The organism is Actinokineospora spheciospongiae (assembly GCF_003182415.1).
In the GTDB taxonomy this organism is placed as follows: Bacteria; Actinomycetota; Actinomycetes; order Mycobacteriales; family Pseudonocardiaceae; genus Actinokineospora; species Actinokineospora spheciospongiae.
The window spans coordinates 265,382-289,279 of sequence record NZ_QHCP01000007.1; the positions used below are offsets into that span (position 1 = coordinate 265,382).

2 protein-coding genes (1 of these 2 running past the window's edge) are annotated in these 23,898 nt (G+C 77.4%); both read left to right on the forward strand.

All coding sequences use genetic code 11. The features are described 5' to 3' along the window. Window positions 1–1,006: the final stretch of a non-ribosomal peptide synthetase gene (locus DFQ13_RS20530; protein WP_181400078.1), read on the forward strand. The gene continues 16,220 nt to the left of window position 1, outside the view; the window shows 1,006 of its 17,226 coding nt (coding positions 16,221–17,226); its start codon lies off the left edge, out of view; the stop codon is at window positions 1,004–1,006. Beyond that, window positions 1,003–23,874, forward strand: coding sequence for a non-ribosomal peptide synthetase (locus DFQ13_RS20535; RefSeq protein ID WP_181400079.1), 22,872 nt, complete (start codon window positions 1,003–1,005; stop codon window positions 23,872–23,874). Before DFQ13_RS20530 ends, DFQ13_RS20535 begins: the two co-directional genes overlap by 4 nt. Window positions 23,875–23,898: the final 24 nt, after the last annotated feature.

The following is a 23,898-nucleotide window of genomic DNA, read 5'->3' on the forward strand; positions in this document are numbered from 1 at the left end:
GCCCGAGGCGACCCGCGCGGGCACGTCGTACCGCCGGTGGGTCCGGGAGCTGAACCGCGCCGCCGCGCGACCGGAGCGGCTCGCCGAACTGCCACTGTGGACAGACGTGCTCCGCGACGCGGGCACCCCGCTCACCGACCAGCCGCTCGACCCGGCCGCGCACACCGAGGGCACGGTCCGGACGCTGGTGGCGGTGCTGCCGCCGGAGACCACCGAGCCGCTGCTCAGCACCCTGCCCACGGCCTACCACGCCGGTGTCGACGACGTGCTGCTCACCGCCCTCGCACTGGGGGTGGCGGCCTGGCGGCGCGAACGGGGCGGCACCGACCGCGGCGGCGTGCTGGTCGACGTGGAGGGGCACGGCCGGACCGAGGACCTGGCCCCCGGCCTGGACCTGTCCGGCACGGTCGGGTGGTTCACCGCCCTGCACCCGGTGCGCATCGGCCCCGGGCACCTGGACCTCGACGAGGCGCTGCGCGGCGGTCCCGCCGCCGGGCAGGCGCTCAAGCGGGTCAAGGAGCAGCTCCGGGCGGTCCCCGACCGGGGCGCGGGCTTCGGCCTGCTGCGCCACCTCGACCCGACCGCCCGGGCCGCGCTGGCCGCCCTGCCCACCGCCCAGATCGGGTTCAACTACCTCGGCGCGGTGGACGGCGCCGACCGCGCCGCCGCGGACTGGGACTTCGCCCCCGAGGGCGCCGCGGTGCCCGGTGCCGACCCGGACCTGCCGGTGGCGCACGCGCTGGAGGTGGCCGCGGTGGTGCACCGGGGACCGGACGGGCCGCGGCTGCGCACCACCTGGTCGTGGCCCGCGTCGCTGCTGCCCGCCGACGGCGTCGCGGCGCTGGTGCGCGCCTGCGAGCGGGCGCTGACCGGCCTGGCCGGGTTCGCCGGGCACCTGGCCTCGGGCGGGCTCACCCCGTCCGACCTGCCGCTGGTGGAGCTGAGCCAGCACGAGATCGACGAGCTCGAGGACGAGATCGACATGGATTGGGGATCGCCGCTGTGAGGCAGCCGAAGTTCGACGACGTCCTCCCGCTCGCGCCGCTGCAGGCGGGACTGCTCTTCCACGCCATGCACGACGGCCGCGAGGCCGACGTCTACGCCGCGCAGCTCACCCTGGACCTGGCCGACGGGGTCGACCCGGGCAGGCTGCGGGCGGCGGTGGCGGCCCTGCTGGCCCGGCACGCGAACCTGCGCGCGGCGTTCCGGCCGCGCGCCTCCGGCGACCCGGTGCAGGTGGTCGCCAGGGCGGTGGAGCCCGACTGGCGCGAGCTGGACCTGACCGGCGCCACCCCGGCCGAGCGCGCGGCGACCGCCGACCGGCTGGCCGCCGAGGACCGGGCGCGGCCGTTCGACCTCGCCAGGCCGCCGCTGCTGCGCTGCACCCTGCTGCGGCTCGACGAGCGGCTGCACCGCCTCGTGTGGACCCACCACCACATCCTGCTCGACGGCTGGTCGGTGCCGGTCCTGGTGCGCGAGCTGGGCGCGCTGTACGCGGGCGCCACCCTGCCGCCGGTGACCCCCCACCGCGACCACCTCGCCTGGCTGGACCGGCAGGACCGCGCCGCGGCGGCGCGGGCGTGGCGGGCGGAGCTGGCCGACCTGGACGGCCCCACCCTGGTGGCCGGGCGCACCGGGTCCTCGGCACCGGAGCAGTTGACCGCCGAGCTGACCGAGGAGCAGACCGCCGCGCTGACGGCGGTGGCCAGGGCGGCGGAGCTGACCACGAGCACGCTCGTGCAGGGCGCGTGGGCGGTGGTGCTCGGCGCGCTGACCGGGCGGCGCGACGTCGTGTTCGGCACCACGGTCTCCGGCAGGCCCGCCGACCTGCCCGGCGCCGAGTCGATGGTGGGGCTGTTCATCAACACCGTGCCGGTGCGGGTGCCGCTCGACCCGGCCGCCCCCGTGCTCGACCTGCTGCGCGGCCTGCGCGACCGGCAGGCGGGCCTGCTCGAGCACCAGCACCTCGGGCTGCCCGAGGTGCAGCGGGCCGCGGGGCTGCGCGAGCTGTTCGACACCCTGCTGGTGTTCGAGAACTTCCCGCTGGACCCGGCCGCGGCACCGCCCGCGGCCGGGGAGCCGCGCATCACCGCCGCGCACCTGCGCGGCGCGGCGCACTACCCGCTGGTGCTCGTCGCCGTGCCCGGCCCCCGGCTGCGGCTGCGGCTGGACCACCGCCCGGACGCGGTGCCGCGGCAGCGGGCCGAGCGGGTGCTGGCCTGGCTGGTGCGGGCGCTGACCGGGCTCGCCGCCGACCCCCGGCGGCCACTGGGCCTGCTCGACCCGGTCGACCCGGCCGAGCGCGCCCGGTTCGCGCGCGCCGGGAACGACACCGCCGTCCCCGTGCCCGCCACGAGCCCCGCCGCGCTGTTCAAGGCCCAGGCCGCCCGCACCCCCGACGCGGTCGCCCTGGTGTCCGGCGCGGACGCGCTCACCTTCGCCGAGGTGGACGCCGAGGCCAACCGGCTGGCGCACCTGCTCGCCGAGCGCGGCATCGGCCCGGAGCGGGTGGTCGGGTTGTTCCTGCCGCGCTCGGCGCGGACCGTGGTCGCCCTGCTCGCCGTGCTCAAGGCGGGCGCGGCGTACCTGCCGCTGGACCCGGCCCTGCCCCCGGCCAGGGTCGCGCTGCTGCTCGCCGACACCGCGGCGGCGGCCGTGCTGACCACCACCGCCACCGCCGCCGCACTGCCCCCCGGTCACGGCGTGCCGATCGTGGAACTCGACGACCCCGGGGTCCGCGCGCGGCTGCGCGGGCGGGCCGCGACCGCGCCCACCGACGCCGAGCGCACCACGCCGCTGCTGCCGGAGCACCCCGCGCACGTCATCCACACCTCCGGGTCGACGGGCAGGCCCAAGGGGGTGGTCGTCGGGCACGCGGCGGTCGCCAACTACTGCGCCGTCCTGCCCGCCGCGTTGCCGCACCCGGCGCTGTGGGAGCCGGGCGGCCGGATGGGGCTGACGTCGAGCTTCCTGTTCGACGCCTCGATCAAGCAGCTCGCCGCCATGCTGCACGGCGCCACCCTGCACGTGCTGGGCGAGGAACTGCTGACCGACGCCGTCGAGCTGGTCGAGTACGCCCGCGAGCACCGGCTCGACGCGCTGCACGCCACCCCCTCGCAGTTGCCGGTCCTGGTCGAGGCCGGGCTGCTGTCCGGGGACCGGGCGCCCCGGGTGCTGCTGGTGGGCGGCGAGGAGCTGGACGCGGTGCGGTGGGCCGAGCTGGCCGCGCTCGACGACGTGACCGCCTTCAACACCTACGGCCCGACCGAGGCCACCGTGAGCGCGTTGGCGGCCAGGGTGGACGGTGGGGAACCCGTGCTCGGGCTGCCCCTGGGCAACGTCCGGGCGCACGTGCTCGACGCGGCGCTGCGCCCCGCCCCGCCGGGGGTGCCCGGCGAGCTGTACCTGGCGGGCGCGGGACTGGCGCGCGGCTACCTCGGCCAGGTCGGGCTGACCGCCGAGCGGTTCGTCGCCGACCCCTTCGGGCCAGCGGGGACGCGGATGTACCGCACCGGGGACCTGGCCGCGCGCGACGAGCGGGGCCGGGTGCGCTTCCTGGGTCGCACCGACCGCCAGGTCAAGGTCCGGGGCCACCGGGTCGAGCTCGGTGAGGTCGAGGCGGCGCTGCGCGCCCACCCGGCGGTGGCCGACGCCGCCGCCGCGGTGCGCGGCCGGGAGCAGGCCGAGCGCGCGCTCGTCGGCTACGTCGTGCCCACCGGCGGCGGCGACCGGCTCGACCTCGACGCCCTGCGCCGGGACCTGGGCGCGACCCTGCCCGCGCACCTGGTGCCGACCACGCTGGTGCCGCTGGCGGAGCTGCCGCTGACCGCGACCGGCAAGCTCGACCACGCCGCCCTGCCGTCCCCCCGGCACGCCCCCGCCGCGTCCCGCCCGCCGCGCACGCCGCGCGAGGAGGTGCTGTGCGGCCTGTTCGCCGAGGTGCTCGGCGTCGGCCGGGTGGGCATCGATGACGACTTCTTCGCCCTGGGCGGGCACTCGCTGCTGGCCACCCGGCTGGTGACCCGGATCAGGGCGACCCTGGGCGTCGACCTGCCGCTGCGCGCGCTGTTCGACGCCCCGACGGTCGTGGGGACCGCGGCCCGCCTGGCCGAGGCCGACCGCGCGGCGGGTGGCGGCCCGGCGCGGGTCCGGCCGCCCCTGGTCGCGGGGCCGCGACCGGACCGCGTGCCGCTCTCCCCGGGGCAGCGCAGGCTGTGGTTCCTCAACCAGTTCGACCACTCCGGCGCGGCCTACCACGTGACCCTCGCGGTCCGGCTGCGCGGCCCGCTGGACGCCCGGGCGCTGCGGGCGGCACTGGAAGACCTGGTGCGGCGGCACGAGAGCCTGCGCACGGTGTTCCCGGCCGAGGACGGCGAGCCGCGCCAGCACGTGCTCGACGCCGCGACGGCGCACCCGGAGCAGGTCGGCGCCGCGGTCGACGAGGGCGACCTGCCCGGTGTGCTGGCCGCCGAGGCGGCGCGGGAGTTCGACCTCGCCGTCGACCTGCCCTTCCGCTCGGCGCTGTACGCGCTGGGCGCCGAGGAGCACGTGCTGCTCGTGGTCGTGCACCACATCGCCTGCGACGGCTGGTCGCTCACCCCCCTGGCCCGCGACCTCACCACCGCCTACCTCGCCCGCAGCGGCGGTCGCGCCCCGGAGTTCACCCCGCTGCCGGTGCACTACGCCGACCACACCCTGTGGCACAACGCCGCCCTCGGCGACGCGGACGACCCGGATTCCGCCCTGCACCACCACCTCGCGCACTGGGCCGACGCCCTGCGCGGCATCCCGGCCACCACCCCCCTGCCCACCAGCCGCCCCCGGCCCGCGACCGCGACGCACGCGGGTGACCACATCGGCTTCACCATCCCGCCCGCCCTGCACGGCAGGCTGGCGGCGCTCACCCGCACCCACCGGGCCACCGTCCACATGACACTGCAGACCGCGCTCGCCGCGCTGCTGACCCGCCTCGGCGCGGGCACCGACATCGCCCTGGGCACCCCCACCGCGAACCGCACCCACGACGCGCTCGACAACGTCGTCGGCTTCTTCGTCAACACCCTCGTGCTGCGCACCGACACCGGCGCGGACCCCACCCTGCGCCAGTTGCTCGCCAGGACCCGCCAGACCAACCTCACCGCCTACGCCCACCAGGACACCCCGTTCGACCAGCTTGTCGAACACCTCAACCCCCAGCGCGTCCCCGGCGGGCACCCCCTGTTCCAGGTCATGCTGGTCGTGCAGAACACCGCCGCGCCCGCGCTGGAGCTGCCCGGCGTGCTGGTCGAGCACCAGCCGGTCGCGACCGGCGGGGCCAAGTTCGACCTGACGTTCCAGTTCTCCGAGCGGTGGACCGCCGACGGCGGACCGGACGGCGTCGACGGGCACCTCGAGTTCCGCACCGACCTGTTCGACCGCGCGGCCGCGCGCGCCATCGCCGAGCGGCTGCTGCGCGTCCTCGACGCCCTGGCCACCGACCCCGACCAGCGGCTGAGCCAGGTCGAGGTCCTGGACCCGGCGGAGCGGCGCCGGTTCCTGCGCGCCGACGCCCCTCCCGCGCCCCCGCAGGCCACCCTCGCCGAACTCTTCGCGGCCCAGGCCGCCGCGACCCCCGAGGCGACGGCCCTGGTCGAGCCCGACGGCACCACCCGCACCCACGCGTGGCTGCACCGGCGGGCCAACCGGCTCGCGCACTTCCTCCTCGCCCGCGGCGCGGCGCCGGAGAAGGCGGTCGCGGTGGCGCTGCGGCGGTCGGTGGACCAGGTCGTCGCCGCGCTCGCCGTGGTGAAGTCGGGCGCGACCTACCTCCCGCTCGACCCGGACCACCCCGCGCACCGGCTCGCCGCGGTGGTCGCCGACGCCCGACCCGTCGTGCTGCTGTCCGACGAGCGCACGGCGGCGGCGCTGGCCGACGTCCCCGACGCCGCCTGGACCGCCCTCGACGCCCCGGGCGCCCGAGCCGAGCTGGCCGGGCTGCCGGACCGGGAACCGACCGACGCCGAGCGCGGCGGGCCGCCGCACCCGGCCCGAGCCGCCTACCTGATCCACACCTCGGGTTCCACCGGCACCCCCAAGGGCGTGGTGGTCTCGCACACCGGGGTCGCCGCGCTCGTGGCCACGCAGCGGGAACGACTCGGCGTGCGGCCGGGCTCGCGGGTGCTCCGGTTCGCCTCCCCCGCCTTCGACGCCTCGGTGTGGGAGCTGTGCATGGCCCTGGGGACCGGCGCGGCCCTGGTGCTGCCCCCGGACGAGCCGATGACCCCCGACCTGCTCGTCGACCTGCTCGCCGAGCACCGGGTGACGCACCTGACCGCGCCCCCGTCGGTGCTCGCCGAGCTGGCGCCGGAGGACGTGCCCGCGGGCGTGACCCTCGTGCTCGCCGGTGAGGCCCTGCCCGCCGAGCTGGCGGGCCGGTGGGGACCGGTCCACCGGCTGGTGAACGCCTACGGCCCCACCGAGACCACGGTGTGCGCCACGGTGAGCGACCCGCTGCGCACCGCCGCCGCCCCGATCGGGACCCCGATCGCGGGGGCCAGGGTGCACGTCCTCGACGGGCACCTGCGGCCGGTGCCGCCGCACGTGGTCGGCGAGCTGTACGTGGCGGGCCCCGCCCTGGCGCGGGGCTACCTGGGCAGGCCGGGCGAGACGGCGTCGCGGTTCGTGGCCGACCCGTTCGGCACGGCCGCGGCGGGCACGGCCGGGGGCAGGCTGTACCGCACCGGCGACCGCGCGCGCTGGACCGCCGACGGCGTGCTGGAGTTCGTGGGCCGCGTCGACGAGCAGGTGCAGGTCCGCGGGGTGCGCGTCGAGCCGGGCGAGGTCGAGGCCGCGCTCGCGGCGCTGCCCGGCGTGGCGGGCGCCGCGGTGGTCGCGCGCACCGACACCCCCGGTGAGCAGCGGCTGGTCGCCTTCGTCTCCGCCGCACCCGGCCACGACGTGGACCCGGCGCGGCTGCGGCACCTGCTCGGCACCCGGCTCCCCCGGCACCTCGTCCCGGCCCTGGTGGTGGCGCTGGGGGCGTTGCCGCGCACGGCGAGCGGCAAGACCGACCGCAGGCGGCTGGCGACCGACCCGCTGCCCCCGACCGCGACCGGCGCACCCGCCCGGCAGCCCCGCACCCCGCACGAGGAACTGCTGCGCGGGCTGTTCGCCGACGTACTCGGCGTGCCGGGGGTCGGTGTCGATGACGACTTCTTCGACCTGGGCGGGCACTCCCTGCTCGCCACCCGGTTGACCGCCCGCGTCCGCGCGGCGCTGGGGGTGGACCTCGGGGTGCGGTCGGTCTTCGAGACCCCGACCGCGGCGGGCCTGGCCGAGCGCCTCGACCGGGCCCGGCCCGGCGGCGCCGGTCGGCCGCCGCTGCGGCGGGCGGTCCTGCCCGACCGGGTCCCGCTGTCGTCCGGGCAGCGCAGGCTGTGGTTGCTGAACCGGATCGAGGACTCGGGCGCGGCGTACAACATGCCGCTGTCGCTGCGGCTGACCGGGGAGCTGGACCGCGAGGCGCTGCGCGGCGCGCTGCACGACGTCGTCGCCCGCCACGAACCCCTGCGGACCGTCTTCCCCGAGCGGGGCGGCGAACCGCACCAACTGGTGCTGGACCCGGGCTCGGCCACGGGCGCGGACCTGGTCCTGGTCGAGGTCGGGGCGGGGCGGTTGGACCACGCCGTCGACGCGGAGCTGGCCAGGGGCTTCGACCTCACCGTGGAACCGCCGCTGCGCGCCACGCTGTTCGCGCTCGGCCCGGCCGAGCACCACCTGCTGCTGTCCATCCACCACATCGCGGCCGACGGGTGGTCGCTGGGCCCGCTGCTGACCGACGTCGCGAACGCCTACGCGGCGCGGTGCCGCGGCCTGCGCTTCGCGCCGCCGCCGCTGCCGGTGCGCTACGCCGACTACGCGCTGTGGCAACGGGAACTGCTCGGTTCCGCGGACGACCCGGGCAGCCGGGCCGCCACCGAGCTGGCGTTCTGGGGCACCGCGCTGGCCGGGCTCCCCGACGAGCTGGCGCTGCCCACCGACCGCGGGCGGCCGGTGGAGCCCAGCGGGCGCGGCGACCGGATCGCGTTCCCGCTCGACGCGCGGCTGCACGGGCGGATCGCCGCGCTCGCCCGCCGGGAACGGGTGAGCGTGTTCATGGTGCTGCACGCCGGTGTCGCGGCGCTGCTGACCCGGCTGGGGGCGGGCACCGACATCCCGCTGGGCACGCCGATCGCCGGTCGCACCGACACCGCCCTCGACTCCCTCGTGGGCAACTTCGTCAACACCCTGGTCCTGCGCACCGACACCTCCGGCGACCCCACCCACCGGGACCTGCTCGCCCGCGTCCGCGACACCGACCTCGCCGCCTACGCCCACCAGGACCTGCCCTTCGAGCAGTTGGTGGACCACCTCAACCCGCCGCGGTCGCTGTCGCGGCACCCGCTGTTCCAGGTGATGCTGACCCTGCAGAACACCGAACCGCCCGCCACGCGCGCCCCCGGCCTGGACGTCACCCACGTCCCGGCGGGCCCGCCATCGGCCAAGTTCGACCTGTCCTTCTCCTTCGCCGAGCGGGGCACGGCCGACGGCGACCCGGCGGGCGTCGCCGCGTCGGTGGAGTTCGACCTCGACCTGTTCGACCGGTCCACCGCCGAGCGCATCACCGGGTGGCTGCGCCGGGTGCTCACCGCCATGACCGACGACCCGGACCAGCCCATCAGCCGGGTCGACCTGGTGGACGAGCCGCAGCGGGAACGGCTGCTGGACCTCGGCCGCGGCCCGGTCCGGGAGGTGCCCGCCGTCGGGGTGCACGCGCTCATCGGGGCGTGGGCGGACCGGACCCCGCACGCGCCCGCCGTGCTGTGCGGTGCGGAGGTGGTCACGCACGCGGAACTCGACGCGCGGGCGAACCGACTGGCCAGGCTGCTGCGGGCCCGCGGGGTCGGCGCCGGGCGGGTCGTCGCGGTGGCGCTGCCGAGGTCGGCAGGGCTGCTCGTGGCGCTGCTCGCCGTGCTCAAGGCGGGAGCCGCCTACCTGCCGCTCGACCCCGACCACCCGGCGGGGCGCACCGCGGCCCTGCTCGCGGATGCCCGGCCCGCCCTGCTGCTGGCCACGAAGGACATCGACTCGGCGGGCACGCCGACCCTGGTGCTCGACGCCCCGGGGGTGCGCGACGAACTCGCAGGCCTGCCCCCCGAACGACTCCCCGCGGTGGAGTCCACTGGGGACAGTGCAGCGTACGTCGTGTACACCTCCGGCTCGACGGGCGAGCCCAAGGGCGTCGTGGTCTCGCACTCGGCGCTGGCGAACTACGTCGCGTGGGCGCGGGAGGAGTTCCCCGGCGCGGCGGGCGTCGCCGTCCTGCACTCGTCCACGGCGTACGACCTGGCGGCCACCACCCTGTTCGTGCCGCTGGCGGCGGGCGGGTGCCTGCGGGTGGAGGAGTCCGCGGACGCGTTCGCCATCCAGGACGACGACCGGGACGACGACCCGGGCGAGGCCCGGCCGTGCACCTTCCTCAAGGTCACCCCCAGCCACCTGGCGCTGTTCGACTCGGCGCCCGAGCGCATGTCGCCCACCGAGGACCTGGTGGTCGGCGGCGAGCAACTGCACGCGTCCGCGCTCGGCGACTGGCGGGAGCGGCACCCGGCGGCGGCGGTGACCAACCACTACGGCCCCACCGAGGCCACCATCGGCTGCGTCCGGCACCGGGTCGCCCCGGGCGCCCCGCTGTCGGACGGGCCGGTGCCGATCGGGCGACCGGCGTGCAACACCCGGGTGCTCGTGCTCGACGAGCACCTGCGGCCGGTGCCGACCGGTGTCCCCGGCGAGCTGTACCTGGCAGGCGCCCAGCTCGCCCGCGGCTACCTCGACCGGCCCGGACTGACCGCGCAGCGGTTCGTCGCCGCGCCGTACGGCCCGCCGGGCACGCGCGCCTACCGCACCGGGGACCTGGTGCGGTGGACCGCCGACGGCGTCCTGGAGTACCTGGGCCGGGTCGACGAGCAGGTCAAGCTGCGCGGCTTCCGCGTCGAACCGGCGGAGGTCGAGGCCGCCGCGCGTCGGCACCCGGCCATCAGCCGGGCCGTGGTGTCACTCGACCACGGCACCGGGGGCGCGGGCGCGGCGCGCCTGGTGGCGCACGTGGTGCCGCGGGCGGGGCACACCCTGCCCGGGCAGGCCGCCCTGCGCGAGTTCCTGGGCGCGTCGCTGCCCGAGCACATGGTCCCCGCCGTCTTCGTGCCGCTGGCCGAGCTGCCGCTGACCCCCAACGGCAAGCTCGACCGCGCGGCGCTGCCCGCGCCCGTGGACCCCGGCACCACCGCGACGACCCGCGCACCGCGCACCCGGCGCGAGGCGGTGCTGTGCGGGTTGGTCGCCGAGCTGCTGAACCGGCCGGAGGTGGGCGCCGACGACGACTTCTTCGCGTTGGGCGGCGACAGCATCACCTCCATCCAGCTGGTGGCGCGCGCCCGCCGCGCGGGCCTGGTGCTCACCGCGCGCGAGGTGTTCCTGCGCCGCACGGTGGCCGCGCTGGCGCGCACCGCCCGCGAGCTGACCGACCACGTCGTGGTGGACCCGGCCGCGGGCGTCGGCGAGGTCCCGCTCACGCCCGCCGTGCACGACCTGCGCGAGCTGGGCGGCCCGATCGGCGCGTTCAACCAGTCCATGCTGCTGCGCGTCCCCGCGGAGCTGACCACCGAGCAGGCGGTCACCGTCCTGCAGGCGCTGCTGGACCGGCACGACGCGCTGCGGGTGCGGCTGCTGCGCCGGGCGGACGGCTCCTGGCGGCTGCGCGTGCCCGAGCCGGGCTCCGCGCGCGCGGAGGACCTGCTCACCACCGTGCGCTGCCCCGACCCCGGCACCGACCTGGCGGAACTGGTGACCGCGCACGGCACCGCCGCTGTGGGCGAGCTGGACCCCGAGGCGGGTGTCGTGGTGCGGGCGGTCCGGTTCGCCACCGGGCGGCCGGACGGCGACCGGCTGCTGCTGGTCGTGCACCACCTGGCCGTCGACGGGGTGTCCTGGCGCATCCTGCTGCCGGACCTGGCCGCGGCCTGGGCGGCCGTGCGCACCGGGGCCGCACCCGACCTGGAGCCGGTGGGCACCCCGTTCCGGCGCTGGGCCCAGCACCTGGTCACCGCCGCGCTGGACCCCGCCCGCACCGCCGAGCTGCCCGGGTGGGTGGCCGTACTGGACGGGGAGGACCCCCAGCTCGGTGCGCGGCCCGTGCGGCCGGGCGAGGACCTGCGCCGCGACGCCGGGCACCTGACCCTGTCGCTGCCGGTGGCCACCACCGAGGCGCTGCTCACCGAGGTCCCGGCACGCCACCACGCGGCGGTGAACGACGTCCTGCTCACCGGGCTGGCCCTGGCGGTCACCGCCTGGCGGCGCGGGCGCGGCGCGGACACCACCGCTGTCGTGGTCGAGGTGGAGGGGCACGGGCGCGAGGAGATCGCGCCGGGGCTCGACCTCAGCCGCACCGTCGGCTGGTTCACAGCCACGTTCCCGGTGCGGTTGGACGCCGGGCCGGTCGACCCGGCCGAGGCGCTGCGCGGCGGCCCGGCCGCCGGGATGGCGCTCAAGCGGGTCAAGGAGCAACTGCGCGCGGTGCCGGACAACGGCATCGGCCACGGGCTGCTGCGCCACCTCGACCCCACCGCGGCGGCGACCCTGGCCGCGCTGCCCACCCCGCAGATCGGCTTCAACTACCTCGGCCGGTTCGGCTCCGGCGGGCAGGTCGGCGACTTCGGCCCGGCGGACGAGCCGCACGCGGTGCCGACGGCGGACCCGGACATGCCCGTGGTGCACGCGGTCGACATCACCGCCATCACCCACGACGGCGCCGACGGCCCCCGCCTCGACGCCGTCTGGTCCTGGCCCTCCGGCGTGCTCGACGAGGCGGCGGTGCGCGAGCTGGCGGAGCTGTGGTTCGCGGCGCTGACCGGTCTGGTCGAGCACACCGGGCAACCCGGCGCGGGCGGGTTCACCCCCTCGGACTTCCCGCTGGCCGACCTCGACCAGGCCGAGCTGGACGGCCTCCAACGGGATCTGCCCGGCTTGGTCGAGGTGCTGCCGCTCGCCCCGCTCCAGCAGGGCCTGCTCTTCCACGCCCTCTACGACGGGCCGGGGTCCGGGGAACGCGGGCACGACGCCTACACCGGGCAGCTCACCGTCGACCTCGACGGCCCGTGGCGGCCCGAACGGCTGCGCGCCGCCGCGGCGGCCCTGGTCGACAGGCACGCGGCCCTGCGCACCGCGATCCGGCACACCGGCCTGCGCACTCCCGCGCAGGTCGTGCTGGACCGGGTCGACCTGCCCTGGCGCGAGGTCGACCTGTCCGGGGCGGGCGGGCGGCGGGCCGAGGAGTTCGCCGCCCTGCTCGCCGCCGACCGCGCCGAGCGGTTCGACGTCTCGACCGCGCCGCTCATCCGCTTCCTGCTGGTCCGCCTCGGCGAGCGGCACGCCCGGCTCGTGCTGACCCACCACCACCTCGTGCTGGACGGTTGGTCCACCCCGGCGCTGCTGCGCGACCTGGTGGCCCTGCACGGCGGCGCGGCGGACCTCCCGGCCCCCACCCCGTACCGGGACCACCTGGCGTGGCTGGCGACGCAGGACCGGGACGCGGCCAGGGAGGCGTGGCGCACCGCCCTCGCCGACCTGCCGGGCCCCACCCTGGTGGCACCCGACGCCGGGCACGCGGGACGGGCGAAGCCCACCCGGATCGGCGCGGAACTGCCCGAGGACACCACCGCCGCGCTCACCGCGGTGGGCCGCCGGTGCGGGCTGACCACGAACACGCTGGTGCAGGGCGCGTGGGCGGTGGTGCTGTCCGCGCTCACCGGCCGCGACGACGTGGTGTTCGGCGCCACCGTGGCGGGCAGGCCGCCCGAGGTCGCCGGGATCGAGTCGATGGTGGGGTTGTTCGTCAACACCGTGCCCGTGCGGGTGCGGCTGGACCCGGCCGCGCGGGTCGTGGACCTGCTCGCGCGCCTGCAGGACGAGCAGACCCGGCTGATGGCCCACCAGCACCTGGGGCTGGCCGAGGTCCAGCGGGTGGCCGGGGTGGGTCCGCTGTTCGACAGCGCGGTGGTGTTCGAGAACTTCCCGTTCGACGCGGGCCCCGGCGAGCCGCCCGCGGCCGGGCTGCGGATCACCGGCGTGCACGGGCAGGACTCCACCCACTACCCGCTGGGGCTGGCCGCCGTGCCGGGGCCGCGGCTGCGGCTGGGCCTGCACCACCACCCGGAGCACGTGCCCGACCGGCTCGCCCGCACGGCCCTGCGCGGGCTGGTGCGCGTACTGGGGGCGATCGCCGCGGACCCGGGCCTGCCGGTGGCCGGGCTCGACCTGCTCGCACCCGACGAGCGTGAGCGGCTGCGGCGGTGGGGTGCCCCCGCCGCCGCGGTGCCCCCGGCGACGCTGCCCGCCCTGTTCGAGGCGCGGGTCGAGCGCACCCCGGACGCGGTGGCCGTCGACTGCCCGGACACCGGCCCGGTGACCTACGCCGAGCTGAACGCCAGGGCGAACCGGCTGGCCCGGCCGCTGATCGCGGCGGGCACCGGTCCGGAGCGGGTGGTGGCCCTCGCGCTGCCGCGGTCGGTCGCCCTCGTGGTGGCGGTCCTGGCCGTGGCCAAGGCGGGCGGGGCGTTCCTGCCCGTCGAACCCGACCTGCCCGAGCCCCGGCTGCGCACCCTGCTCGACGACACCCGGCCGGTGCTGGTGCTCGCCACCGCCGACCGCCCGCTGCCCGCGCCGACCGGCGTGCCCCGGCTGGAGGTCGACCTGGCGGGGGCACCCACAACCCCCACCGGCACCGACAGCACCGACAGCACCGAGCAGGACAGCGCGAACCCGACCGACGCCGACCGGGCCGCGCCGCTGCTGCCCGCGCACCCGGCCTACGTCATCCCCACCTCGGGCTCGACCGGCACGCCCAAGTGCGTCGTCGTCGCGCACACCGGTCTGGCGTCCCTGGCCGGGGGCCACGCCGAGCGGCTGGGCCTGGACCGGCACTCCCGGGTCCTCCAGGTCGCGGCGCCGCACTTCGACGTCGTCGTCGGCGAACTGGCCATGACCCTGCTCAGCGGCGCGGCCCTGGTGCTGCCCGGCGCCGGGCGCGACCCGGTCGGGCCGGAGCTGGCCGCGCTGGTCGACGAGCACCGCGCCACCCACCTGATGGTGGTCGCCTCGGTGCTCGCCACCGTCCCGCCCGCCGCCCTGCCGAGCCTGCGCTGCCTGGTGGTGGGTGGCGAGGCGCTGTCCGCCGGGCTGGTCGCCAGGTGGTCGGCGGGCCGCCGCGTGCTCAACGCCTACGGCCCGACCGAGGCCACCGTGTGCGCGACCCTGAGCGACCCGCTGTCCGGCGACGCGGCACCCGCGATCGGCAGGCCGAACCCGGGTGTGCGCGCCCACGTCCTCGACGCCGCGCTGCGCCCGGTGCCCGAGGGGCTCACCGGCGAGCTGTACCTGGCGGGCGACTGCCTGGCCCGGGGCTACCTGCGGCAGCCGGGCACCGACGCGCAGCGGTTCGTCGCCGACCCGTTCGGGCCGCCCGGTGCGCGCATGTACCGCACCGGCGACCTGGCGCGCTGGCGCGGCACCGGCGAGCTGGAGTTCGTCGCCCGCGCCGACCGGCAGGTCAAGGTCCGCGGCTTCCGGATCGAACCGGGCGAGGTGGAGTCGGTGCTGCTGCGCCACGGGGGCGTCGCGCAGGCCGCCGTGGTGGTGCGCGAGGACGCGCCGGGCGTGCGCAGGCTGGTGGCCTACGCCGTGCCCGCGCCCGGTGCCCGGCTCGACCCCGCCGAGGTGCGCGCGCACGTGGCCGCGGCCCTGCCCGACCGCATGGTCCCGGCGGCCGTCGTCGAGCTGGCGGCGCTGCCGGTGGGGCCCACCGGCAAGCTGGACCGGCGGGCGCTGCCCGCCCCGGACTTCACCGCGTCCACCACCGCGCAAGCCCCGCGCACGGCGGCCGAGGAAGTGCTCTGCGCGCTCTGCGCCGACCTGCTGGGGGTGCCCTCGGTCGGGGTGCGCGACGACTTCTTCGACCTCGGCGGCGACAGCATCGTCTCCATCCAGCTCGTGGCCAGGGCCAGGGCCGCCGACCTGGTGTTCACCCCGCGCGAGGTGTTCAGCCACCGCACCGTCGAGCGGCTGGCCGCGATCGCCCGCCCCGCGCGGCCCGGCAGCACCCCGGAGGACGCCTGGGGGGAGGTGCCGCTCACCCCGATCGCGCACTGGCTGCGCGAGCGCGGCGGCCCGGTCGACGAGTTCAACCAGTCGGTGCTGCTGGACACCCCGCCCGACTGCGCGCCAGGGCGGTTGGCGGCGGCGCTGCAAGCCCTGCTCGACCACCACGAGGCCCTGCGGATGCGCCTGGAGCGCCCCGCGGACGGGCCGTGGCGGTTGTCGGTCGGGCCGACCGCGCCCGTGCCCGCCGAGGACCTGCTGACCACGGTCGACCTGACCGGGCTCGACCCGTCCGAGCACGCGGCGGCGGTCGACCGGGCGGCCGTGGCCGCGCGGCGCGCGCTGGACCCCGGTGCCGGTGCGCTGCTGCGCGCGGTGTGGTTCGACGCCGGGGCGGACACCCCGGGCAGGCTGCTGCTGGTGGTCCACCACCTGGCCGTGGACGGCGTGTCGTGGCGCATCCTGCTGCCCGACCTGCACGCGGCCTGGGCCGCGGTGTCGGCGGGCCGGGCTCCCGGGCTCGCGCCGGTGGGCACCCCGCTGCGGCGGTGGGCCAGGCAGTTGCCCGAGCGGGCCGAGGCGGTGGACCGGGCCGGGGAGCTGGCGCACTGGACCGCCGTGCTGCGGACCCCGGACCCCCTGCTGCTCGACCGGCCGCTGGACCCCGCCGCGGACACCGCCTCGACCGCGGCCCGGTTCACCGCGGAGCTGCCCGCCGAGCTGACGAGCGCGCTGCTGACCCGGGTGCCCGCCGCGTTCCACGCCGGGGTCGACCACGTGCTGCTGACCGCGCTCGCGCTGGCCGTCGCCCGGTGGCGCGGGCGGCGGGCGGCGGCGGGCAGCGCCGTGCTGGTCGACCTGGAGGGCCACGGCAGGCACGAGGGCGACACCGGGGCCGACCTGTCCCGCACGGTCGGCTGGTTCACCGCGATCCACCCGGTGCGCCTGGACCCCGGCGAGGTCGGCTGGGCCGAGGTCCGGGCGGGCGGCGACGGCGTCGGCCGCGCGGTCAAGCGGGTCAAGGAGCAACTGCGGGCGGTCCCCGACCACGGCGTGGGCTTCGGCCTGCTGCGGTACCTGCGGCCGGAGGCGGGCGCGGTGCTCGCCGCGCTGCCGACCCCGCAGATCGGGTTCAACTACCTCGGCCGGTTCGGCGCGGGTGCGGGCGGCCTCGACCGCGCCGCGCCCGGCACCGACCGCGCGGCGCTGACCGCCGACCTGCCCGCGGCGCACGCCGTCGAGGTCAACGCCGTCACCCACGAGCACCCCGACGGCCCGCGGCTGCGCGCCACCGCCACCTGGCCGCGCACCGCCCTGGCCGAGGCGGAGGTCGCGGAGCTCATCGAGCTGTGGCGGCACGCGCTGGAGGGCATCACCCGGCACGTCGACGCGGGCGGCGGCGGGCACACCGGTTCGGACTTCCCGCTCGTCGAGCTCTCCCAGCGGGAGGTCGACCACCTGGCGGCGGCCGTGCCCGGGCTGGCCGACGTGCTGCCACTGGCCCCGTTGCAGGGGGGCCTGCTCTTCCACGCCTGGTACGACGACCGCGCCGCCGACCTCTACGCGGTGCAGCTCGCCATCGACCTCGACGGCCCGTGGGAGCCCGCCCGGCTGCGCGCCGCGGCGGACGCGGTGGTGGCCAGGCACGACAACCTGCGGGCTTGCTTCCCCCGGCGCGCCTCCGGCAGCCCGGTGCAGGTGATCGCCGGGGACGTGCGACCGGAGTGGCACGAGGTGGACCTGTCCGGTGCCGCCGACCCCGCGGCCGAGCTGGAGCGCGTCGCCGAGCGGGACCGCACCCGCCGGTTCCGGCTCGACCACCCGCCGCTGCTGCGGTTCACGGTGGTCCGGGTCGCCGCCGACCGGTACCGGCTGCTGATGACCAACCACCACGTGCTCCTGGACGGCTGGTCGACCCCCGTGCTGGTGCGCGAGCTGTTCGAGCTATACCACGGCGGCGCGGCGGCGGGGCCGCCGATCGCGCCCTACCGCGACCACCTCACCTGGTTGTCCACATGGGACCGTGGCGCGGCCGAACGGGCGTGGCGGGACCACCTGGCGGGCGTGGAGGAACCGACGCTGGTGGCGACGGCACCGCCGGACTGGACGCCCACGGCGCCCGGTCGCCGCACCGGCGAGCTGGACCGGGCGGTGGGCGACGCGCTGTCCGCCGCGGCCCGGCGGCTGGGCCTGACCACGAACACCGTGGTCCAGGGCGCCTGGGCGGTGGTGCTGGGCGCGCTCACCGGGCGCGCGGACGTCGTCTTCGGGACCATCGTCTCGGGCCGCCCGCCCGAGGTCGACGGGGTCGAGGCGATGGTGGGCCTGTTCATCAACGCGGTGCCGGTGCGGGTCGACCTGACCCCCGGCCGCGGCGCGGCGCGGGCGCTCACCGAGTTGCAGGACGCGCAGGCGCGCATGGCCGAGCACCAGTACCTGCCGCTCGCGGACGTGCAGCGGCTCGCGGGCACGGCGGGCGGGGCCGGGCGCAGCACCGACCTGTTCGACACCGTGGTCACCTTCGAGAACTACCCGACGGACCCGAGGGCCATCGCGCTCCCGGACACCGGGCTGCGGATCAGCGGCGTCTCCGGCCGCGACGCCAACCACTACGCCCTCTCGCTGACCGTGCGCGCGGGCGAGCGGCTGCGGTTCCGGCTCGACCACCAACCCGGCCTCATCGACCGGGAACAGGCCGAGCGGGTGCTGGCGCGGCTGCTGCGGGTGCTGCGGGCGGTGGCCGCCGACCCGGAGCGGGACCTGGCCACCATCGACGTGCTCGACGACGCCGAGCGCCACGAACTGCTGGTGGTGCGCAACGACACCGCGCGCGAACTGCCGCCCACGACGCTGTCGCAACTGGTCGAGGCGCAGGTCTCCCGCACGCCCGAGGCCACCGCGGTGGTGTTCGAGGACACCGAGGTGTCCTACGCCGACCTCGACGCCAGGGCGAACCGGCTCGCGCGGCTGCTGGCCGCGCGCGGGGTGGGCGCCGAGGACGTGGTCGCCGTGGCCGTGCCCCGGTCCGTCGAACTGGTCGTGTGCCTGCTCGCCGTGGTCAAGGCCGGGGCGGCCTACCTGCCGGTCGACGCGGAGTACCCGGCCGACCGGATCGCCTACACCCTGGCGGACTCCCGCCCGGTGGTCGCGCTGACCGTCGGCGGCGGGGGCGGGCTGCCCGCGGGCGCCGCGGCGGTGCCCGCGGTGGTGCTCGACGACCCGGCGGTGGTCGCGGAACTGGCGACCCTGCCCGCCGACGGCCCCACCCCGGTGGCCGGTCCCGACCACCCGGCGTACGTCATCTACACCTCGGGGTCGACCGGCAGGCCCAAGGGCGTGGTCATCCCGCACCGCGGCATCGTCAACCGGGTGCTGTGGGCGCAGGAGACCTACGGGCTCACCGCCGAGGACCGGGTCCTGCAGAAGACCCCGTCGAGCTTCGACGTGTCGGTGTGGGAGTTCTTCTGGCCCTTGGCGGTCGGCGCGGCCACGGTGCTGGCCAAGCCGGGCGGGCACCGCGACCCGGCGTACCTGGCCGGGCTGGTGCGCCGGGCGGGGGTGACCACGGCGCACTTCGTGCCGCCGATGCTGCGGGTCTTCGTCGACGAGCCGACCACGGCGCTGTGCACCGGCCTCAAGCGGGTGATCTACGGCGGCGAACTGCTCTCCGACGAGCTGCGGGCGGACTTCTTCCGCGTGCTGGGCGCCGACCTGTGGAACCTGTACGGGCCCACGGAGGTGTCGGTGGACACGACGGCGTTCCACTGCCCCCGCGACCGGGGGCCGGGCATGGTGCCGATCGGTCGTCCACTGTGGAACACCCGGGTGTACGTGCTGGACCACGCCCTGCGGCCGGTGCCGCCCGGTGTGCCCGGCGAGCTGTACCTGGCCGGGGTGCAACTGGCCCGCGGCTACCTCGGGCAGCCGGGGCAGACCGCGCACCGGTTCGTCGCGGACCCGCTGGGCGGGCCGGGCGAACGCATGTACCGCACCGGCGACCTGGTGTGGTGGAACGCCGAGGGGCAACTGGAGTTCCTCGGCCGCACCGACGACCAGGTCAAGATCCGCGGCTTCCGCATCGAACCGGGCGAGGTGGAGTCGGTGCTCGACAGCCACCCCGACCTGGCCAAGGTCTGCGTGGTCACCCGCCGGGACCCGCGCGGCGACCGGCAGATCGTGGCCTACCTGGTGCCCCGGTCCGGGCGCTCGCCCGAGGTGGCCGCGATCCGGGCGCACGCCGAGGCGGCGCTGCCGGAGTACATGGTGCCCGCCGCGTTCGTGGTGCTCGACGTGCTGCCGCTGCTGCCCAACGGCAAGGTCGACCGGTCCGCGCTGCCCGAGCCGCAGGTGCGCGGGGAGCGCGCGGCCAGGGCCCCGCGCACCCCGACCGAGGACGTCCTCTGCGAGCTGATGGCCGACGTCCTCGGCGCGCCCGCGGTCGGCCCCGACGACGGCTTCTTCCACCTGGGCGGGCACTCGCTGCTGGCCACCCGGCTGGTCAGCCGCATCCGCGCGGTGCTGGGGGTCGACCTGTCGGTGCGCGCGGTGTTCGAGGAGCCGACCCCGGCGGGCCTGGCCGGGCTGCTGGGCGCGGCGGACGGGGCGGGGCGCCCACCGCTCACCGCCGGGCCGCGGCCCGAGCGGGTGCCGCTGTCGTTCGCCCAGCGGCGGCTGTGGTTCCTCGACCGGTTCGAGGACGCGGGCCCGACCTACCACGTGCCGGTGGCGCTGCGGGTGTCCGGGCGGGTCGACGCGACCGCGCTGGCCGAGGCGCTGGCCGACCTGGTGACCAGGCACGAGAGCCTGCGGACGGTGTTCGCCGAGACCGACGGCCAACCCCACCAGGTGGTGCTCGACCCCGACGGGCTGCGACCCGACCTGCGCCGGGTGCCCGCCGACGAGGCGGGCCTGCCCGCGCTGGTGGCCGCCGCGGTGTCCGAGCCGTTCGACCTGGCCGCCGACCTGCCGCTGCGCGCCGCGCTGTTCGACCTCGGCGGCGACCGGCACGTGCTGCTGCTGGTGCTGCACCACATCGCCAGCGACGGGTGGTCCATGGCGCCGCTGATGCGCGACCTGGCCGCGGCCTACACCGCCCGGTTGGGCGGGGGCGCCCCGGGCTGGGCGCCGCTGCCCGCCCAGTACGCCGACTACACCCTGTGGCAGCGGGCGGTGCTCGGCGACGAGGACGACCCCACCAGCCCCGTGCACCGGCAGACCGGCTTCTGGCGCGAGCGCCTGGCCGGGCTGCCCGAGGAGCTGGCGCTGCCGGTCGACCGGCCGCGCCCGGCCACCACCCGGCACCGGGGCGACTGGATCGCCTTCCGGCTCGACCCGGGCCCGCACGCGGAGCTGGTGGCCTTCGCCAGGCAGAACCAGGCGACGGTCTTCATGGTGCTGCAGGCCGGGTTGGCCGTGCTGCTCACCCGGCTGGGCGCGGGCACCGACATCCCGATCGGCACCCCGGTCGGCGGTCGCACCGACAGCGCGCTCGACGAACTGGTCGGCTTCTTCGTCAACACGCTGGTGCTGCGCACCGACACCTCGGGCGACCCGTCGTTCCGGGCGCTGCTGGCCAGGGTGCGGGAGGCCGACCTGGCCGCCTACGCCAACCAGGACGTGCCGTTCGAGCGACTGGTGGAGGTGCTGCGGCCGGAGCGGTCGGCGGCCCGCCACCCGCTGTTCCAGGTGATGCTGGCGTTGCAGAACAACGCGCGGGCCGCGGTCGAGCTGCCCGGCCTGCGCACCGAGCAGGTGCCGGTGGGGCTGGGCACGTCCCGGTTCGACCTGCTGTTCAGCATGGCCGAGAGCCGGGCGGAGGACGGCACCCCGAACGGCGTCAACGGCGCACTGGAGTTCAGCACCGAGCTGTTCGACCGCGGCACCGTCGAGCGGCTGGCGGCCACCTTCACCCGGCTGCTGGCCGCGGTGCTGGCCGAACCGGACACCCCCGTCACCGCCGTGGAGGTGTTGACCCCCGACGAGCGGCACGAGCTGCTGGTCACCCGCAACGACACCGCCCACCCGGTGCGGGCGCGGTCGGTGCCGGAACTGTTCGCCGAACAGGTGGCCCGCACCCCGGACGGCCCGGCCGTGCTGTGGGCGGACGAGGAGACCGGTCCGGCGGGGAACAGCGCCGCCGGACTGGGCTACGCCGAGCTGGACGAGCGGTCCACCCGGCTGGCCCGGCTGCTCATCGGCCGGGGGGCGGGTCCCGAGCGGGTGGTGGCGCTGCTGCTGCCGCGCTCCCCGGAGCTGGTGGTGGCGGTGCTCGCCGTCCTCAAGGCGGGCGCGGCCTACCTGCCCCTCGACCCGGAGGACCCCGCCCAGCGCGTCGCGGACCTGCTCGCCGACGTCGAACCGCACCTGGTGCTGTCCACCGGCGAGATCACCGCCCGGCTGCCCGGCGCGGCGGCCGGGGTGGCGTGGCTGGCCCTGGACGACCCGGCCACCCTGGCGGCGGTCGCCGCGACCCCGGCCACCGCGATCACCGACGCGGACCGCACCACCGCGGTGCGGCCGCAGAACCCGGCCTACGTGGTGCACACCTCGGGGTCCACCGGGCGCCCGAAGGCCGTCGTGATGCCGGTGCGGGGATTGGTCAACCTGCTGTCCTGGCACCGGTCGGCGCTGCCCGGCGGGCCCGGCACGCGCACCGCCCAGTTCACCGCGCTCGCCTTCGACTTCGCGGTGCAGGAGGTCCTGTCCACCCTGGTGGCGGGCAAGACCCTGGTGATCCCGCCGGAGCGGGTGCGCCGGGACGCCACGGCGCTCGCGCGCTGGATCGACCGGTACGGGGTGAACGAGCTGTTCGCCCCCAACCCGGCGGTCGAGGCGCTGGTCGAGGCCGCCGGGGACCTGGGCACCGCGCTCCCGTCGCTCACCGACGTGCTCCAGGGCGGCGAGGCCCTGGCGCTCGGCGGCGGCCTGCGCGCGTTCCACGCGGCGCTGCCCGGCCGCAGGCTGCACAACGTGTACGGCCCGGCCGAGACGCACGCGGTCACCACCCACACCCTGCCCGCCGACCCGGCCGGGTGGCCGGGCACCGCCCCGATCAGCGGTCCACTGTGGAACACCCGGCTCTACGTGCTCGACGCCCGGCTGGCACCGGTGCCAGCCGGGGTGCCCGGCGAGCTGTACGCGGCGGGCGCCGGGGTGGCCCGCGGCTACCACCGGCGGCCGGGGCTGACCGCCGAGCGGTTCCTGCCCGACCCGTTCGCCGGGACCGGGGAGCGCATGTACCGCACCGGCGACCTGGTGCGCTGGACCGGCGCGGGCGAGCTGGAGTTCCTGGGCCGGGCCGACCAGCAGGTCAAGGTCCGCGGGTTCCGGGTGGAACCGGGCGAGGTCCAGGCGGTGCTCGCCGCCCAGCCCGGTGTCGCCCAGGCCGCCGTGGTGGCCCGCGCCGACGGGAGCACCACCGGGCTGGTGGCCTACCTCGTGCCCGCCGCCGGGCACGAGGTCGACCGGGAACTGGTCCGCGGGCGGGTCGCCGCCGCCCTGCCCGGCCACATGGTGCCCGCGGCGTTCGTCGTCCTCGACGCGCTGCCGCTGACCCGCAACGGCAAGGTGGACCGGGCCGCGCTGCCCGCCCCGCTGCCCGGCGGGCCCGGTGCCCGGCGGGCGCGCACCCCGCACGAGGAGGTGCTGTGCGGGATCTTCGCCGACGTGCTCGGCCTGCCCTCGGTCGGCATCGACGACAGCTTCTTCGAGCTGGGCGGGCACTCGCTGCTGGTCCCCAGGGTGGTGGCGCGGGTGCGGGCCGCGTTCGGCGCGGAGCTGACCCTGCGCGCGCTGTTCGAGGCACCCACCGTCGCCGGGCTGGCCACGCTGCTCGACACCGGCGTCGGCGAGCACGACGCGCTGGCCGTGCTGCTGCCGCTGCGCCGCGGCGGGGACGCGCCCCCGGTGTTCTGCGTGTCCCCCGGTGGCGGCCTGGGCTGGCCGTTCGCGGCCCTGCTGCCGCACATCCCGGCCGAGCACCCGGTCTACGGGTTGCAGGCCAGGGCGTACACCGAGCCGGACGCGCTGCCCTCGACCGTGGCGGAGGTCGCCGAGGACTACCTCGGGGAGATCCGGTCGGTGCAGCCGCACGGCCCCTACCACCTGCTCGGCTGGTCCTTCGGCGGCCCGGTGGCGCACGCCGTGGCCACCCGGTTGCAGGCGGCCGGGGAGGAGGTGGCGCTGCTGGCGGTGCTCGACACCTACCCGACCACGCTGGCCACCGCCGGGGCCGCGCAGGCGGGACCGGACGTCGAGCCGGTGGGCCGGGGCGTCGCGCTGGAGCTGCTGCTGGAGGTGGCGGGCTGCGACCCGCGCGACCTCGGCGACGGCGAACCGACCCCGGAGGCCGTGGCCGCGCTGCTGCGCGAGCGGGGCAGCGCGATCGGCGCCTTCGTCGAGTCCGAGCTGCCCGGCTTCCTGCGGGTCATGGACAACAACGTCCGGGTCGTGCACACCGCCGACCTGGGCCGGTTCCGCGGCGACCTGCTGCTGTTCACCGCCACCGTGGGCAAGTCGGACCCCGGTTCGCTGGCCCGGCGGTGGCTGCCCCACGTCGACGGCGCGGTGCGACCGCACCTCATCGGGTGCAGGCACGCCGAGATGATGCGGCCGGGCCCGGCCGCCGAGATCGGCCGGGTGCTGGCCGCAAGGCTCGACACCACCCGGCGGCACGACGCCGCGCACCCGCGCGGCACCCAGCGGTAGACCCACGAGTGGAGAGGAACCACG